Here is a 17898-nt window from a genome sequence, read left to right as displayed (position 1 = left end):
GAAGATCTGAGTCTGATGTCTCTCCTCGTTCAGAAGTGGGAGAAGCTGTGGTTGAACTCGATCTGTCCCCTCGCCCCTATGGGGAGAGGGTTAGGGTGAGGGGCACCGTACTCCGCATTCGCGGCAAAGTGCAGGGCGTTGGCTTTCGGCCGTTTGTCTGGCAAATCGCACAGCGCCTTAAGCTGGTGGGCGACGTCTGCAACGACGGCGAAGGTGTTGTGGTTCGCCTGGCGGCCAGCCCGGAAGTGTTTCTGGCCGAGCTTTACGCACATTGCCCGCCGCTGGCTCGCATCGACAGCGTGGTGCAGCAGCCCATGACCTGGGACGTTTTGCCTGCGGACTTTAGCATTCGCCACAGCGGCAGCGGCGCGATGGACACCCAAATCGTGCCGGATGCCGCCACCTGCCCCGAATGCCTGCGTGAGCTGAACGATCCCGCCGACCGCAGATACCGCTACCCGTTTATCAATTGCACCCACTGTGGGCCGCGCTTCACCATCATCCGCGCGATGCCTTATGACCGTCCGTCCACGGTGATGGCGGCGTTTCCGCTCTGTAAGGCTTGCGATGAGGAATATCGCAACCCGATGGACAGGCGTTTTCACGCTCAGCCGGTAGCCTGCCCGGACTGCGGGCCGCAGATTTTCTGGCAGCAGGGAGAGCAACGACTCGAGGGCGAGCTGGCGCTTGCACAGGCCGTTGCCGCGCTGCACGAGGGCAAAATCGTTGCGGTGAAAGGCCTCGGCGGTTTTCATCTTGCCGTGGATGCCCGTAACGATGCCGCCGTTGAACGCCTCCGGGCGCGTAAGCAGCGGCCTGCCAAACCGCTGGCGGTGATGATTGCCACGACCGAAGGGCTGCCCGAGCAGGCCGTGGCGCTGCTTTCAACTCCCGCTGCGCCGGTAGTGCTGGTGGCAAGCAACTGCCTGCATGGGCTGAGCGCTGCCGTGGCGCCGGGGCGGAATGAAATCGGCGTGATGTTGCCCGCCAATCCCCTCCAGCACCTGCTGGCGCAGGACTTCGGCGGCCCGCTGGTGATGACCTCCGGAAACCTGAACGGCAGACCGCCAGCTGTTGATAATGCCCGGGCTCTTCAGGATCTTGAGGCTATTGCCGACGGCTTTCTGCTGCATAACCGCGACATTCTTCAGCGCATGGACGACTCCGTTGTGCGCCCCAGCGGCGAAATGCTGCGTCGTGCACGGGGCTTTGTGCCCGATGCACTGCCTTTGCCTGCGGGTTTTAAAGACCTGCCGCCGATTCTGGCGCTGGGCGGCGATCTTAAAAATACCTTCTGCCTGGTTCGCGGCGGGCAGGCGGTGCTCAGCCAGCACCTTGGCGATCTGGCTCAGGAAGGCGTGGAGGCTCAATGGCAGCGTTCGCTGGCGCTGATGAGCGAGATCTACGGCTTTACAGCTGAACATGTCGCGCTCGACGCTCACCCCGGCTACTGCAGCTCGCAGCTGGGGCGTGAAATGGCGCTGCCGGTCAGCGAAGTGCTGCATCACCACGCCCACGCGGCGGCCTGCCTGGCCGAACACGGCTGGCCGCTGAACGGCGGCAAGGTGATTGCTCTCGCGCTGGACGGTATTGGTTATGGCGAGGACGGCAGGCTTTGGGGCGGGGAATGCCTGCTGGTGAATTACCGCCGCTGCGTACACCTTGGCGGACTGCCTGCCGTGGCTCTACCGGGTGGCGATTTGGCGGCCGTGCAGCCGTGGCGCAACCTGCTGGCGCAATGCGAGGCGTTTGTGCCCGGCTGGCAGCGCTATCCCGAAACGGAAGCTATCAGGGCGCAGAACTGGCAGCCGCTGGCTAGAGCCGTAGCGCGCGGGGTTAACGCTCCGTTGGCCTCTTCTTGCGGACGTCTGTTTGATGCGGTTGCCGCCGCGCTTAACTGTGCCCCCCACCAGCAAAGCTACGAAGGCGAAGCCGCCTGCCGCCTTGAGGTGCTGGCGCTGGAGGCGGGCCCCTGTTCGCATCCGGTCACGCTGCCGTTGGTGAACGGTCATCTCGATTTCGCGGCGTTCTGGCGGCAGTGGTTTGGCTGGCAGGTCGAGGACGGCGCGCGGGCCTGGGCTTTCCACGATGCGCTGGCGAAAGGGCTTGCTGAGCTGGTTCGCCATCATGCGTTGCTGACCGGCGTAACCAACGTGGCCTGTTGTGGCGGCGTGCTGCACAACCGTCTGCTGCGCGAGCGTCTCGCGTTCTACCTCTCCGATTTTAAAACTCTCTTCCCGATGCGGCTTCCGGCCGGCGACGGGGCGCTTTCCCTGGGGCAGGCAGTGGTTGCCGCTGCCCGCTATTTGAATCACCACAAGGATAAAAAAGATGTTAATGCGTGTTCTTCGTGACAATCCACGAGCCGGCCTGCTGCTGGCGGTTTTAGTGGCGGCTAACTTTGCCGCATGGGCCTGGGCGCTGGTGGCGTTTAACCACAGCTCGGCGCTGATGGCGGCCAGCCTGCTGGCCTGGTGTTATGGCCTGCGTCACGCGGTAGATGCCGATCATATTGCCGCGATTGATAACGTGACCCGCAAGATGATGCAGCAGGGAAAACGCCCGTTTGGCGTGGGGGCCTGGTTCTCGCTGGGCCACTCCAGCATTGTGATTCTGGCTTCTGTCGCTATTGCGGCCACGGCGGCGGCCTTCCAGCAAAGAATGGACTGGTTTCACGACGTTGGCGGCGTGATCGGCACCGCTGTTTCAGCCTGCTTCCTGCTGGCGATGGCGCTGGTGAACCTCGTTATTTTACGCGGCGTGTGGCGCAACTTCCGCCAGCTTAAACGCGGCGAGCCGCTGGCGGCAGACGCGACGGAAATGACCGGCGGCGGCATGATGAGCTGGCTGTTTAACTCCGTTTTCCGCCTGATCGGCAAAAGCTGGCACATGTACCTGGTTGGTTTCCTGTTCGGCCTGGGCTTTGATACCGCCACCGAAATCGGCGTGCTGGGCATTTCTGCCGCCAGCGCGTCCAGCGGGATGTCTATCTGGTCGATTCTGGTGTTCCCGGCGCTGTTTGCCAGCGGCATGGCGCTGGTGGATACCCTCGACAACGTGATTATGGTTGGCGCTTACGGCTGGGCCTTCAACAAGCCGCAGCGCAAGCTTTACTACAACATGACGATTACCGGCACTTCTGTGGTGGTGGCGTTGTTTATCGGCGGCCTCGAGGCGCTGGGCCTGCTGGCGGACAAGTTCGGGCTTGAGGACGGTATCTGGTCGTGGGTTGGCGCGCTCAACGATAATCTCGGCAACGCAGGATTTGTCGTCGTCGGGCTGTTTATCGCCTGCTGGGGAATTTCGATGCTGAACTACCGCTGGAAAGGGTACGACGCTTTAGTGGTGAGATAAAAAAACGGGGCCTTGAGCCCCGTTTTCTATTGCTGCTCGTTACCCGGCTTCCGCCCAGGCTCGCTCAATCTCTTCGGCCAGGATTTTCACCCCCGCCTCAATTTTTTCTGGCTCCGGCACATAGTTCATGCGCATGCACTGGTGAGTGTGCGGCCACGGCTTATCCAGGCCTGGGAAGAAGTAATCGCCCGGCACCATCAGCACGCCGCGCTTTTTCAGGCGCTGGTACAGCAGTTCGGTGGTGATAGGCAGGTCTTTAAACCACAGCCACAGGAAGATAGCGCCTTCCGGTTTGTGAATCAGGCAGCGCTCCGGCGACAGGTAGCGGCGAATAACGGCGATAGTTTCATGCACGCGCTGGTAGTAGAACGGCTTGATAACCGTCTCGGACAGGCGCAGCAGATCGTTACGCTTAATCATTTCGCAGGCCATAGCCGGGCCAATCCCGCCCGGCGCCAGGCTGATAATGCCGTTCATGTTGCCGATCGCGGAGATGATTTTCTCGTTCGCGATAATGATTCCGCAGCGGCTGCCCGGCAGGCCGAGCTTGGACAGGCTCATGCACAGGATGATGTTCGGGTTCCACAGCGGGCGGGCTTCGCTAAAGATAATGCCGGGGAACGGTACGCCGTAAGCGTTATCGATAACCAGCGGAATACCGTGCTGGTTGGCCAGCGCGTCCAGCTTCATTAGCTCTTCATCGGTTATCACGTTGCCGGTCGGGTTAGTCGGGCGTGATACGCAAATCATGCCGGTATCTTCGCCGATATGCAGATGTTCGAAGTCAACGTGGTACTTAAACTGGCCTTCCGGCAGCAGTTCGATGTTCGGGCGAGTGGAGACAAACAGATCTTCTTCAAGCCCGGCATCCGCGTAGCCGATGTACTCCGGCGCCAGCGGGAAAAGCACCTTTTTGGTGCGGCCATCCGCATGACGTCCGGCGAAAAGGTTAAACAAGTAGAAAAACGCGCTCTGACTGCCATTTGTTAGTGCAATATTCTGTGGTTCGATGTCCCAACCCAATTCATCGCGCAGCATTCCGGCAAGCAATTTTAGCAGTTCACTTTTCCCCTGCGGACCGTCGTAGTTGCATAGCGTGTCGGTCAGTTTGCCGCTGGCCAGCATCTCGGAAAGCAGCTGCTGGAAGTAGTCGTTCATCGCCGGGATTTGCGCAGGGTTACCGCCGCCAAGCATGATAGCGCCGGGCGTGCGCAGGCCGTCGTTGAGATCCTCCATCAGGCGGGTAATGCCTGCATGGCGGGTAAATTTGTCGCCGAAAAGTGAAAACGTCATAACGTGGGTCTGCTGAATGCTTTTGAAAAGAGGCTAACCATAGCGCTACAAATAACGCCGTGCAAACCCGGTAAGCCTGGCCACTGTTGGCGAATATGCTGTGGGATTCGTGCTGTGTAGCAGGATATGTTGAATGGCGGCGGCATCATTGATGCTGGCTCATATGATATTTTCTATGGGAAAACGGATGAAGTTCCGTTCACCTTGAGATCTGCTTCCCCTGCACTTTCAGCGCACGGTGAACGTGTCCGGGGGATAACGCCATCCCCCGAACAGCCCCGGCGCCCGGCGAGCTCATCGCCGCTAAAGCGGTAAACCCACCGGCTATCACCCAAACATTCGGGGTCGTTCCCGATTCGTTCCCGACGATCGCTCTCTTTCGCTGCTCCCGGCAGCTCAACCCCGCCTGAGTTGGGTCATAACCGGGGGCGATAAGAGCCGGGAACAAGGGAGTGGCTGTAAGTCTTGAAGCGACAGGGATGTTCAGCGTGGCTGGGAACAAAAAGCGAGGCACGGTTCCGGCTTAAATCGCCTCCGTTTTCTCTCCGACTGGCCAGGGTCCGGACGTCGGGAACGGCCGGAGGCTGAGAGCGTCGGGAACGCATCTCAGCCGACCCAGGACTGGGAGATAAAACGGAGGTCTGCCGCTTTAGCGGTCGATTTATTTGGCCGGGAGTCCGGGGTCTCGGGGAAGTGACGGTGACTTCCCCGAGTCGTTCACCGGTTCGGTGGTGACATATGAAACCGAACTGGAAGTGAACGGAACCTTAGCCGAACTTAAATAGTCGATATGACGACTATCGATTCCCCGCCCACACCACCATCACCTTGTCATTGCCGCTGACCCGGCTAAAGGCATAGCCCTGTTTGACGCTTAACGTCGTTTGTTTTCCTGCGCCGATGGCCTGATGGCGGGCGCGGAACTGGCCCAGCTTCTGCCAGTGAGCAAGCGTTGCGGCCTGCTTGCTTGTGGCGTCCGGCCAGTTCATGTCCGAGCGGGTGCCCTGCAGCGGGTCAGACCCCGTTGGGCCAAATGGTCTTTGCGTTTCATCGCCGTAGAAAATCTGTACCGCGCCTGGCGTGAGCAACAGCAGCTCCGCCGCTTTTTGTCCGCCTTCCCGGAACAGGCGGGTGTCGTGGGAGGACAGGTAGCTCAGCACGTTAAATTGCTGGAGTTTGTCCGACATTTGTTGCCATGTAGGGGCAATCGTGGCCAGGCATTCCACCGCTTTGGCCGCCTGCTCCTGGTAGTCGAAGTTGATCATCGCGTCGAAGCCGTTCGCGTAGTAATCGCTTTTCATCACGCCGTGGCCCCAGGCTTCGCCCGTCATCCAGAACGGTGCATCATCGATTTTTTTGTCCGGGTTGGCCTGCTTCCATTCGGCTAATGCCGCGCTGGACTGCGTTTTTAATTGCTGCCAGGCCGCTTTTTCAACGTGTTTTGCGGTATCTACCCTGAAACCATCAATGCCATAGTCACGTACCCATTGGCTAAGCCAGTGGCTCAGGTAGTCGCGAACGGTGTAGCCAGGTATCACCTTCGCGGCGGTATCGGGCTTGTGCCGGTAAAATATCGGGAGTTCTGCCGGAGCGGTCGCTTCGGTTTTCAAATCGGGCAAGAAGGCGAGCGACATAGTTAAGTCGTCGAAGCCAGGGTTGTCGTAATCGCCAATGTCCGTTCTGATCCAGGCCTTGCCCCACCACTTATCCCACGCGGCTTTGTCGCTAAAGTTGATGTAGTCGTTAAAGCTGTGCCAGCTTTGGCCCGCCGCTGGCTGCCAGTCAGTCCAGCGCTCGTCGAGCGTTTTCCTGAGTTCATCCCCTTTGAGATACAGCGCGCCAAACTGGTACTCCTGCATGTCGGCGAGCGTCGCATAGCCTGTGTGGTTCATGACAACGTCAAACAGAATGCGGATCCCGCGCCTGTGGGCTTCATCCACCAGTTTGCGGAGCTCGGCTTCGTTACCCATGTTGGCGTCAAGCTTCGTCCAGTCCAGGGTGTAGTAACCGTGGTAGGCGTAGTGTGGGAAGTCGCCTTTGGTGCCGCCGCCCACCCAGCCGTGAATTTGCTCCAGCGGGGAGCTTATCCAGAGCGTGTTAACACCAAGCTGCTGCAGGTAATCCAGCCTGTTGGTGAGCCCCGCGAGGTCGCCTCCGTGGAAGGTGCCTATCTCCTGCATTCCGTCTTTGTGGCGGCCATAGCTGCTATCGTTTGCAGGGTTGCCGTTTTCAAAACGATCGGTCAGAACGAAGTAGACCGTCGCATTGTGCCAGCTAAACGGCGCTGGTTTTTCTACGGCTGCGGATTCCAGCAGCAATAAACCGTCGCTTCCGGCGGCAGGCATCAGCGTGATATGGCCTTGCTCAACTTTTGCCGTGCCTCCGCTGTAGAAATCACGCACCAGTGAACCTTCCGGGAAAGTACTGCTAACGTCGACGGTGAGTGGCTTTCCATCCCATTTAGGGCACTGCGCCACCGTCTGTTGAGGCTGGCTGCTGGCCTCGGGCTTAATGCTGAGCATCAGCGTGGGGGTACCGCTGCGGGTATCTATCTGTGCCTGGTATTCTCCGGCTCGGAAAAGTCGCCACGCAGGCGCATCGCCTGAGCACGGCCTGAGTGAAAGAGCCTGATTAAGCTTGATGGTTTCTGCAGGCTGCCAGCATTGGTTATCTAGCTTCAGATTAAGCGGCAGCGAGCCTTTGGCCAGATGAGCGGTGCTGATGAACTGGCCCGGACCCGTTTCCTGAAAAGCAGGAAGTCCCGGTGCGGTCCAGCCTGCGTAAGCGAGGTAAGGCGTGAGTAAAAGACAGAGGGAGAACCGTTTCATACGCATCATCCTGTGGGGATTTATTGCGCAGTTTGCCACCGTTCAGACGGGGGGCGCTCATCCTGCGCCTACGTTATGCAGGGTGGAGCCGCAAGGGTGAGTGACGGCGTTAACGTTTTTATTTATTCGTCAGCCAGTGGCCGAAGTGCGCGGTCAGCGTATTGCGGGTGGCCAGTAGCTCATCGATCGTTTTGGTGAGCCTGGCGTTCAGGGTTTCACACTGCTCAAAACTGTAGTGGTTATCTGCCTGCAGGTTTGCCAGCTTTTCGTGTAGCTGGGTGACTTCCTCTTCCGCTTTGTAGCGCGCCTCCTGCTGGGTTTTTATCAGCTCGTCCGCGGCTTCCAGGCGCTGATACAGCTCGTTTTTTTCGCGTTGGTGAGTCTCCGCCAGCCCGGACCCGGACTCTTTCTGGCGGTTTAGCAGGCTTTTAAGCTCGTCAATTTCCCGCTGCATCACGCTGCGTACCAGGGCTGATTCTTTGAGGTGCATTTCCTGGCTGATATTCAGCGCTTTCTGGAGCTCTGCGACCTGTTTTTCATATCTTTGCAGGCGGGTGGTGGTTTCTGCGGTGTCGCCCTGAGCGGAACGCTGCTGGGCTTCACGCAACTGGGCAAGCAGGCTGGCAGAGAGAGATTCTGCGTCTTTCAAGCGACGGAGGGTTTCCGGCGAGTCCTGGTAAACCGTTTTGGTCTGCGGCGGTTTTTCACTGATGCGAACAAGATTAACGTTGACTAATGCCGCGCTAACCTCGGCCTGAATCTGCTCTTTGTTATGCGATTTCATGCGGTTGCATGCGCTGGCCAGGAAGCTGGCGGCTTCGTTGGCATTCGCCGTCGCAAAGGCTTTTTTTATCAGGTTCTGCACCAGGCTCATGTTGCCAGTTTTCCTGTATCAAATGTTATCTGAGCGCCTTAACCCCGGTTGCACCTCTGCCAGGTTATTGCCGCCGCCACCTTAAAAATATAACCAATAATCTCACTCTCTAAACGCGGGAACAGCCCTCAGCAGTTCATTTTTTTCCTGCATCATGAACTGTGATTAACTCCCGAATTTTACAATACTTTTTATCACTATAAGAAGTTCATAGGTGACATTGTTTCGGAATAGTACTATTTCTAAAGGTGCTCTGAGCGGTTAATTTTGATATAATTCGCACCTATTTTTCTAAAACCTTTTAAAAAATAAGGCACTGGAAACGATCGATCCGACCAGGAGAGCTAATGATATCACCCCCATTCCGACGATTCGGGGCCGCGATACTCATGCTGCTGACCGTGGGCTTTTCAAGTCACGCGTTCGCCAGTAAACATGAGCCTAAATCGCACAGCAAGGCCCATATAACGAAAATAAGCAGTAAAAAAGCGGTAAGTAGTAAGCTGGCAAGTAGTAAAAAAGAGTATTCTCGCAATAGTGAAAATGGTTCGCTTCCTGATTTGCGAAAATACCCTTCCGGGACACCAAGGAAAAAAGCGTTTCTCCGGACGGTCATGCCATATATTACCCGCCAAAATGCAGTGATAACTGCCGATCGTAACTGGTTGATTTCAAAACAGTACGAGAAGCGTTGGTCGCCGAGTGAGCGCACACGCCTGAAAGAAATCACCCAGCGGTATAAGGTAGCATGGCGCGGCAACACCAACCGCGTGCCGTGGAACACCCTGCTGGAGAAAGTCGACATTATCCCTACCAATATGGTGGCGACGATGGCGGCGGCGGAAAGCGGCTGGGGGACTTCTAAGCTTGCCCGCAGCAACAACAACCTGTTTGGCATGAAGTGTACCAGGCGCCACTGCAACAGCGAGCCGGGCAAGGTCAAAGGCTACCTGCATTACGGTTCTGTGAATGAAGGCGTTAATGCGTACGTGGCGAATCTGAATACCCATCCGGCCTATTCTTCATTCCGTAAAGAGCGCGCTAAGCTGCGTAAAGCGGATCAGGAAGTGACGGCCAACAATATGATCCATAAGCTGAAAGGGTATTCAACCCGAGGCTCCAGCTATAATAATTTCCTGTTCGCGATGTATCAGAGTAACCAGCGTTTCATGCTGCCGAATTAATTTTCATTGTCTGAATGAAATTAAACAATGCCCTCTTCGGAGGGCATTGTTATTTATGGCTTTAAACTAAAATTTCGCTAAATCTATCGCGATGCTCTTTTGGCGTGGCGTCGTACTCTTTTTTAAATACCGAATAGAAATATTGCAAAGACGGGTAGCCACACATCTGTGATATTTCATTGATAGATAAAGACGTTGAGATAAGCAGGCTTCTTGCCTTTTCCAGTTTCTCCGCATGAATCACCGCGTGAATCGTCTCTCCCACTTCTTCCTTAAAACGTTTCTCCAGGTTTGAGCGCGAGATCCCCACCGCATCCAGCACCTGTTCGACTTTTATGCCTTTGCAGGCGTGATTGCGAATGTAGTGCATGGCCTGGATCACCGCCGGGTCATGCAGCGAGCGATAATCCGTAGAGCTGCGCTCCACAACCCTGACCGGCGGCACCAGCACGCGCTGCAGCGGCAGGTTTTCGTGGTCCAGCAGGCGGTGCAGCAGTTTGGCGGCCTGATAGCCCATCTGGCGCGTGCCCTGCGCCACCGACGAAAGCGCCACCCGCGATAAATAGCGGGTCAGTTCCTCGTTATCGATGCCGATCACGCACAGCTTTTCCGGGACGGGAATATGCAGATGCTCGCAGACCTGCAGCAGGTGGCGGGCTCGAGCGTCCGTTACCGCAATAATACCGGTTTGCGGCGGCAGCGTTTGTACCCAGTCGGCGAGGCGATTCTGTGCGTGCTGCCAGTTCTCTGGCGCCGTTTCGATGCCCTGATAAACCACGCCCCGGTACTTCTCCTTCGCAACCAGCTGTCGAAAAGCGTGCTCGCGCTCTGTGGCCCAACGCTTGCCGCTCGAGCCGGGAAGCCCATAGAAAGCAAAGCGCTGGACGCCTTTCTCTTTCAGGTGCAGAAAAGCGCTTTCTACCAGCGCATGGTTGTCGGTGGCGATATAGTGGACCGGCGGATAATGCTCCGGCGAGTGGTAGGAGCCACCAACGCCCACAATCGGGACTTCGGCGCCTTCCAGAAGGCGTTCAATTTCCCGATCGTCAAAATCGGCAATCACGCCGTCGCCCAGCCACTCTTTGATGTTATCGATGCGGGCGCGAAAGTCTTCTTCGATAAAAATGTCCCACTCCGATTGAGACGCCTGCAAATATTCCCCCACGCCTTCGACCACCTGCCGGTCATAGACTTTATTGGCGTTGAATAACAGCGTGATGCGATGACGTTTCTCAAACATGCTGAAAGTTTCCCGTAGCTAGCCAGATACCTGAATACCACAGCTGCGAGCCAGCCGGGGAACGTCGCCCCGGCATTGTGACCGTTTGCACGTTTTGCGCCGCTTGCGCATCAGGCCCGGCGTTTGGTCGCGGAATCCATCCATACCGCCAGCAGCAAAATGGCCCCTTTCACGATGTACTGCCAGAAGGTGGGCACGTCCATCATGCTCATGCCGTTGTCCAAAGAGGCCATAATAAACGCCCCCATGACCGCCCCGGCGACGCTGCCGATGCCGCCCGCCAGGCTGGTTCCACCGATGACGCAGGCGGCAATGGCATCCAGTTCGGCGATATTACCGGCGGAAGGTGAACCCGCGCCGAGGCGTGAGCTTAGGATCAGCCCGGCAATCGCCACCATCAGGCCGTTTATCGCAAATACCGCCAGCTTGGTGCGTTCAACGTTTATCCCCGACAGCCGCGCCGCGTCGATATTGCCGCCGATGGCGTAAATACGGCGACCAAACGCGGTGCGGGTGGCCATAAACATCCCGGCGAGCAGCAGCAGAGCAAGGAGCAGCACCGGCGTCGGAACGCCGCGATAATCGTTCAGCAGCCAGATTGCACCGAGCACGACCACGGCGGTGATCGCCTGACGGCCAACAACGCCGCCCGATGCCGGCGCAGCAAGGCCGAGCGCCTGGCGGCGTATGCGAAGCCGCCACTGCCAGGCAATAAAGGCCATCAGCCCCAGCACGCCCACGGTGAAGCCGATGCCGCCTGACAGATAGCTTTGCCCGATTTGCGACATTGCGCTGCTGGTCGGCGACACCGTGGTGCCATTGGTAATGCCGATAAGAATGCCGCGAAACGCCAGCATGCCCGCGAGCGTGACGATAAACGACGGAACCTTGCGATAGGCAACCCACCATCCGTTCCACGCTCCGAGGACCAGACCCAGGGCCAGCGTGACGACAATCGTGAGCGGCAATGGCCAGCCAAGCCAGACGTCAAAAATGGCCGCCACGCCGCCGAGCAGCCCCATCATTGAGCCCACCGAGAGGTCGATTTCGGCCGAGATAATGACAAACACCATGCCGACGGCCAGGATGCCGGTAATCGCCGTTTGCCGCAGCAGGTTAGACACGTTGCGGGCGCTCAAATAAGCCCCCTCCGTCTGCCAGGTAAAGAACAGCATGATGACGGCAATAGCGGCAATCATGACAAAAACCTGCAGATTCAGCGATTTTAGCGCCCCAGGCAAGGCCCGGCCTGGTGGCGTCAGTTTCAGTTCAGACAAATTGCTTTTCGACATGGGGGTCACTCCTCAGGGCGGCTTCCATGACCTTTTCCTGGGTCAGATTGTGGTTAATCAAATCGGCTTTAATGCGGCCCTCATGCATGACCAGCACGCGGTCGCTCAGGCCGAGCACTTCCGGTAATTCAGAGGAGATGACAATGACGGCAATCCCCTGCTGCACCAGCTGATTAATAAGTTTGTAGATTTCGTACTTCGCGCCTATGTCGATGCCTCGCGTGGGTTCATCGAGTATCAGAATGCGTGGATTAAGCAGCAGACAGCGGGCAAGAATAGCTTTTTGCTGATTCCCACCGCTGAGGCGGCCAATGGCCAGGTCAGGCGATGAGGTTTTAACCTTCAGACGCTTGAGCGACTGCAGCATGCAGTTTTGCTCCTGAGCCTCGTCCAGGCTGCTCAATACCCCAGAGAACTGACTTAATGCGGCAAGGGTGATGTTTTGCCCCACGGCCATCACCGGCACGATGCCGTCTTTTTTACGATCTTCCGGCACCATAGCAATGCCATGGGCAATCGCTTGCTGGCAGGTATTGATATGCACTTGCTGACCGTCGATATAGACTCTGCCCTCCCAGCGGCCTGGCCAGACGCCAAACAGGCACTGAACCGCCTCGGTTCTTCCGGCCCCGACCAGCCCGGCAATACCCAGAATTTCCCCTTTGCGCAGGGAAAAAGAGGCATCGTTTACCCGCTTAATGTGTTTGTTGACCGGGTGCCATGCGGTCAGGTGCTCCACGCGCAGGATCTCGTCGCCGGTTTGGTGCGGCTCGTTAGGGTAAAGCGCCGTCAGTTCCCGCCCTACCATCATCGTAATGATGTCGTCCTCGCTCATCTGCTTAGCTTCACGAGTACCGATGGGCTGCCCGTCGCGAATAACGCAGATGGTGTCTGAAATGGCTTTTACTTCATTGAGCTTGTGGGAAATATAAATACAGGCGATGCCGTGAGCCTGCAGGTCGCGAATAATCCCGAGCAGCACGGCGGTTTCCTGTTCGGTGAGCGAAGCGGTGGGTTCGTCCAGAATCAGCAGCCTGACCTGCTTGTTCAGCGCCTTGGCGATCTCCACCAGTTGCTGCTGACCAAGACCTAAATCCCCCACGCGCGTATCCGGGGAAAGAGACAGGTTCACCTGGGCAAGCAGCTTCTGGCAGCGAAGCGTCATGGTGTCGAAGTCGAGCAGGCCGCGATGCGTAATCTCTGCCCCCAGGAAAATGTTTTCCAGAACCGTAAGATGCTTAACCAGCGCCAGTTCCTGATGAATGATGGCGATCCCTTTTCGCTCGGTGTCGCGAATATGGCCTGCCTGCAGCAGCTCTCCCGCAAACCAGATTTCACCGTCGTAACTGCCGTGGGGGTAAATACCGCACAGCACTTTCATTAGCGTGGATTTGCCCGAGCCGTTTTCGCCACACAGCGACATCACTTCCCCGGCTTCAAGCGTCAGGCTCACGTTATCCACGGCTTTCACCGTGCCAAAGGCTTTGGTGATGTTTTTCATTTCCAACAAATGAGGCATAAGCTCTCCTCCGGTTGAGCGAGAAGGCCCGCAAGCGCGCGGGCCCGGCGGCTACAGGTCGCTCTTTTTGTGGAAACCGTCGGCGATAACGGTGCTGTCGATATTGTTTTTTTCCACCTCAATAGGGGTTAAGAGGCGGGATGGAACATCCTTCAGGCCATTATTTAAGCTGGCATCCGTGGCTGGCTGCTTGCCTTCGCCTAATTCGACGGCAATTTCAGCGGCGGTATTTGCCAGTTTGGTAATGGGTTTATAGACGGTCATCGTTTGGGTGCCGGCGATAATACGTTTAATGCCCGCCAGGTCAGCATCCTGACCCGAAATAGCGACTTTCCCGGCCAGTCCTTGCGCGCTTAGTGCCTGGATAGCACCGCCTGCCGTGGCATCGTTAGACGCCACGACCGCATCAATCTTGTTATTATTCGCTGTCAGAGCGTTTTCCATAATTTTCAGCGCGTTTTCCGGCAACCAGCCGTCAACCCACTGATCGCCGACGACTTTAATTTTTCCTTCATCAATATAAGGTTTTAATACTTTCATCTGCCCGGCGCGGAATAATTTCGCGTTATTATCCACCGGCGAACCGCCCATCAAAAAGTAATTGCCTTGAGGCACTTTGCTTACAATACTTTTAGCCTGTAATTCACCGACTTTTTCATTATCGAAAGAAATATAAAAATCAATGTCGGCATTATTAATCATGCGATCGTAGGCGAGCACTTTAATACCTTCGCGTTTCGCTTCTGCGACCACGTTGCTTAATACCTGGCCGTTGTAAGGAATAATAACTAATACATCAACGCCGCGATTGATCATGTTTTCAATTTGCGACATCTGCGTTTCTTCGTTACCGTTGGCGGACTGGACAAACACTTTTGCCCCTAAGGATTCCGCTTTTTTCACAAAAATATCGCGATCTTTTTGCCAACGCTCCAGGCGCAGGTCGTCTATCGCCATACCGATTTTCACTTCTTTGGCGATACCGCTTACGCTGGTAAGAATGAGTGAGGCGCATAGCGTGAGTAAGAGGTTCTTTATCTTCATATTATTTTACCTGTAGGGGAAATGGCTTATAGGAGTAAAGAATGATTCATATCAGCAGACCCTGTAGATTGTTATCCGTATAGGCGTGACCATCAATTACAGATTTTTATCTTCGCGTTATGTTTTTTTGTTTAATCGTAAAAATATGATGGCGATCTAATTTAATATTGAATTGACGGCCTGTTGCACTCATTTATGGAAGGCGTTGCGCGATATTTTTTTATTATTTTAGTGGTTTTTTGCGAGGTGACGCACATTTGGGTATTCTCTTAACCCCAGAGTGAAATAACGTAATTGAGCAACCGCCAGGGAGAATTCAGGATGAAATAACTCAATATCCTGACCGCTGTTTCCTGATGACGGAGTTAATTATGCAAGCTTATTTCGACCAACTCGATCGCGTGCGTTTTGAAGGCCCGAAAACCACCAACCCACTGGCGTTTCGTCACTACAACCCGGATGCATTAATTCTTGGGAAACGCATGGAAGAGCACCTGCGTTTTGCGGCCTGCTACTGGCACACATTCTGCTGGACGGGGGCGGACATGTTCGGCGTGGGGGCATTTGAACGCCCGTGGCAGCAGGCTGGAGACGCACTGGCGCTGGCGAAGCGCAAGGCTGACGTGGCGTTTGAGTTTTTCCAGAAACTTGGCGTGCCGTATTACTGTTTCCATGACGTCGACGTCTCACCGGAAGGCGCTTCTCTGAAGGAATACCTAAACAATTTCGCCCAGATGACGGAAGTCCTGGCGCAAAAACAACAGGAAAGCGGCGTGAAGCTGCTGTGGGGCACCGCTAACTGCTTCACTCACCCGCGCTACGGCGCCGGGGCGGCAACGAATCCCGATCCCGAAGTGTTCACCTGGGCGGCGACCCAGGTCGTGACGGCAATGAATGCCACGCATCAATTAGGCGGGGAAAACTATGTGCTGTGGGGTGGGCGCGAAGGCTATGAAACCCTATTGAATACCGACCTACGGCAGGAGCGCGAGCAGATTGGCCGCTTCATGCAAATGGTCGTTGAGCACAAGCATAAAATCGGTTTTCGCGGCACGCTGCTTATCGAGCCGAAGCCGCAGGAGCCAACCAAGCATCAGTATGATTACGACGTTGCGACCGTTTACGGCTTCCTGAAGCAGTTTGGTCTCGAAAAAGAGATAAAGGTCAATATCGAGGCGAACCACGCGACGCTGGCTGGTCACTCCTTCCACCACGAAATCGCCAGCGCGATTGCATTAGGTATCTTTGGCTCGGTCGATGCCAACCGAGGCGATCCACAGCTGGGTTGGGATACCGATCAGTTCCCGAACAGCGTTGAGGAAAACGCGCTGGTGATGTATGAAATTCTGAAGGCCGGAGGATTCACCACCGGTGGCCTGAACTTCGATGCCAAAGTGCGCCGTCAGAGCACCGATAAATATGACCTGTTCTACGGCCATATCGGCGCCATGGATACGATGGCGCTGGCGCTAAAAATTGCTGCCCGCATGGTTGAGGATGGTGAGCTGGATAAACGCGTCGCGAAACGTTACGCCGGGTGGAATAGTGAGCTGGGCCAGCAAATTCTTAAAGGCCAGATATCGCTCACGCAGCTGGCGCAGTACGCTGAGCAGCACAAGCTGGCCCCGCAGCATCAGAGCGGGCATCAGGAGCTTTTAGAAAACCTGATTAACCACTATTTGTTCGATAACTAAACTTGCCTGCGCCGCCGAAAAGCGGCGCGATATTAAGGAGCTACCATGTATATCGGCATCGATCTTGGCACGTCGGGCGTGAAGGTAATCCTGCTGAGCGAAGCAGGCGAGGTGGTGGCTGCACATAGCGAGTCGCTGACCGTTTCCCGGCCTCACTCCCTTTGGTCCGAGCAGGATCCCGAACACTGGTGGCAGGCCACAGACCGCGCGATGCGTGCACTAGGGGCGGAACGTTCTTTTAGCGGCGTAAAGGCGATTGGGCTTGCCGGCCAGATGCATGGTGCGACGTTACTGGACAGCAAACAGCGCGTGCTTCGCCCGGCCATTCTTTGGAACGATGGCCGCAGCGGCGAAGAATGTGCGCTGCTGGAAAGCAACGTTGAAGAGGCAAGAGCCATAACCGGCAACCTGATGATGCCCGGCTTTACCGCACCGAAGCTGCTGTGGGTCGAGCGCCACGAGCCGGATATCTTTGCGCAAATCAATAAAGTGCTGCTGCCGAAGGACTACCTGCGCCTGAGGATGACCGGGGAATTTGCCAGCGATATGTCCGACGCGGCGGGCACGATGTGGCTGGATGTGGCAAAGCGCGACTGGAGCGACACGATGCTCGACGCCTGCCGCCTTTCTCGCCAGCATATGCCCGAATTGTTTGAGGGCAGCGAAATCACCGGCGTGCTGAAGCGCGATGTCGCTGAAAGCTGGAATATGCCTGCGGTGCCCGTGGTGGCTGGCGGCGGGGATAATGCCGCCGGGGCTATCGGCGTCGGGATGGTAGACGCCGGGCAGGCCATGCTCTCGCTCGGCACCTCCGGCGTCTATTTCGCCGTAAGCGACGGTTTTCGCAGTAAGCCGGAAAGCGCGGTACACAGTTTTTGCCATGCGTTACCCAACCGTTGGCACCTGATGTCGGTCATGCTCAGCGCGGCTTCCTGCCTTGACTGGGCGGCAAAACTCACCGGTCTGGGGAGCGTTCCGGCCCTGCTGGCGGCGGCGGAACAGGCTAACCCGGAGGCGGGCGTTATTTGGTTTCTGCCCTATCTTTCCGGCGAACGAACCCCGCACAACAATCCTCAGGCTAAAGGCACCTTTTTTGGCCTGACCCATCAACATGGCCCCGCCGAGCTTGCCCGTGCGGTGCTGGAAGGCGTGGGCTACGCGCTGGCGGACGGCATGGACGTTGTGCATGAATGCGGCATTACGCCCGACAGCGTCACGCTGATTGGCGGGGGCGCACGCAGCCCGTACTGGCGGCAAATGCTGGCCGATATCAGCGGTCAGGTGCTGGACTACCGCACAGGCGGCGACGTTGGGCCTGCTCTGGGTGCAGCTCGCCTGGCGCAAATCGCGCTCTCACCGGGGCAGCCTTTGCAGTCGCTGCTGCCCCAGCTGCCTCTCGAGCAAAGGCATCAGCCAGATTTTGCCCGGCATCAGCGCTACGCCGGGCGGCGTCAGGTGTTTAACCAGATTTATCAGCAGCTGTTGCCGCTGATGTCCTGATAGCCGTTTTCCCAGTGAGGGAGAAGGCGTGCAAAGAAGCCTGTTTCCAGGAGTAAGGGCGTGGCTGTAGGACTTG

The 17898-nt window shown here is 56.7% G+C and carries 12 protein-coding genes; 5 read left to right on the top strand and 7 right to left on the bottom strand.

The genetic code is table 11. The annotated features are described in order from the left end of the window. Positions 1-95 precede the first annotated feature (95 nt). Positions 96-2354: a carbamoyltransferase HypF gene (hypF, locus tag ACE38U_RS18615; RefSeq protein WP_375530334.1), complete on the top strand. Its 2259-nt coding sequence runs from the start codon at positions 96-98 to the stop codon at positions 2352-2354. Beyond that, the gene (locus ACE38U_RS18610) at positions 2332-3354 is read left to right on the top strand and encodes a HoxN/HupN/NixA family nickel/cobalt transporter (RefSeq protein WP_375530333.1); all 1023 of its coding nucleotides are present in this window, start codon (positions 2332-2334) and stop codon (positions 3352-3354) included. Before hypF ends, ACE38U_RS18610 begins: the two co-directional genes overlap by 23 nt. A 39-nt stretch (positions 3355-3393) precedes the next feature. Here the strand turns inward: ACE38U_RS18610 and avtA are convergent, their stop codons facing one another. The 3 genes from avtA to ACE38U_RS18595 all read right to left on the bottom strand — a co-directional run bounded on the left by avtA (position 3394) and on the right by ACE38U_RS18595 (position 8349). Further along, the gene (avtA, locus tag ACE38U_RS18605; RefSeq protein ID WP_038477409.1) at positions 3394-4647 is read right to left on the bottom strand and encodes a valine--pyruvate transaminase; all 1254 of its coding nucleotides are present in this window, start codon (positions 4645-4647) and stop codon (positions 3394-3396) included. Positions 4648-5444: 797 nt separating this feature from the next. Beyond that, positions 5445-7475 carry an alpha-amylase gene (locus tag ACE38U_RS18600; protein WP_375530332.1) on the bottom strand — a complete coding sequence of 677 codons (2031 nt, stop codon included), beginning with the start codon at positions 7473-7475 and terminating at the stop codon, positions 5445-5447. A 118-nt stretch (positions 7476-7593) separates the two neighbouring features. Continuing rightward, the gene (locus ACE38U_RS18595; protein WP_375530331.1) at positions 7594-8349 is read right to left on the bottom strand and encodes a hypothetical protein; all 756 of its coding nucleotides are present in this window, start codon (positions 8347-8349) and stop codon (positions 7594-7596) included. 347 nt (positions 8350-8696) lie between these two features. Between ACE38U_RS18595 and ACE38U_RS18590 the strand changes: the two genes are divergently transcribed. Then, the gene (locus tag ACE38U_RS18590; protein ID WP_375530330.1) at positions 8697-9533 is read left to right on the top strand and encodes a protein bax; all 837 of its coding nucleotides are present in this window, start codon (positions 8697-8699) and stop codon (positions 9531-9533) included. A gap of 61 nt (positions 9534-9594) precedes the next feature. On the opposite strand, the gene xylR is transcribed toward ACE38U_RS18590, so the two are convergent. The 4 genes from xylR to xylF all read right to left on the bottom strand — a co-directional run bounded on the left by xylR (position 9595) and on the right by xylF (position 14628). Further along, a complete protein-coding gene (xylR, locus tag ACE38U_RS18585; protein WP_038477424.1) occupies positions 9595-10773 on the bottom strand; it encodes a D-xylose utilization transcriptional activator XylR in 1179 nt (392 codons plus the stop codon). A 110-nt stretch (positions 10774-10883) separates the two neighbouring features. Beyond that, entirely contained in the window at positions 10884-12065 is a 1182-nt protein-coding gene (gene xylH, locus ACE38U_RS18580) for a xylose ABC transporter permease XylH (protein ID WP_038477427.1), read from the bottom strand. Continuing rightward, complete coding sequence (locus tag ACE38U_RS18575; protein ID WP_176981300.1) at positions 12043-13584, bottom strand: xylose ABC transporter ATP-binding protein; 1542 nt, start codon at positions 13582-13584, stop codon at positions 12043-12045. The genes xylH and ACE38U_RS18575 overlap by 23 nt, the downstream gene beginning before the upstream one ends. A 51-nt stretch (positions 13585-13635) precedes the next feature. Further along, on the bottom strand, positions 13636-14628 hold the full coding sequence (xylF, locus tag ACE38U_RS18570; protein ID WP_038477433.1) for a D-xylose ABC transporter substrate-binding protein: 993 nt from the start codon (positions 14626-14628) through the stop codon (positions 13636-13638). A 371-nt stretch (positions 14629-14999) separates the two neighbouring features. Between xylF and xylA the strand changes: the two genes are divergently transcribed. Further along, positions 15000-16322, top strand: a complete 1323-nt coding sequence (gene xylA, locus ACE38U_RS18565) for a xylose isomerase (protein ID WP_038483060.1) — start codon at positions 15000-15002, stop codon at positions 16320-16322. A 45-nt stretch (positions 16323-16367) separates the two neighbouring features. Continuing rightward, the gene (gene xylB / locus ACE38U_RS18560; RefSeq protein WP_038477436.1) at positions 16368-17822 is read left to right on the top strand and encodes a xylulokinase; all 1455 of its coding nucleotides are present in this window, start codon (positions 16368-16370) and stop codon (positions 17820-17822) included. Positions 17823-17898 lie beyond the last annotated feature (76 nt).

This window comes from Cedecea selenatireducens, assembly GCF_042138895.1.
Classification (GTDB): Bacteria; Pseudomonadota; Gammaproteobacteria; order Enterobacterales; family Enterobacteriaceae; genus Cedecea; species Cedecea selenatireducens.
The sequence above is the reverse complement of the archived record's forward strand: the minus strand, read 5'-3'. Positions and strand labels throughout refer to the sequence as shown.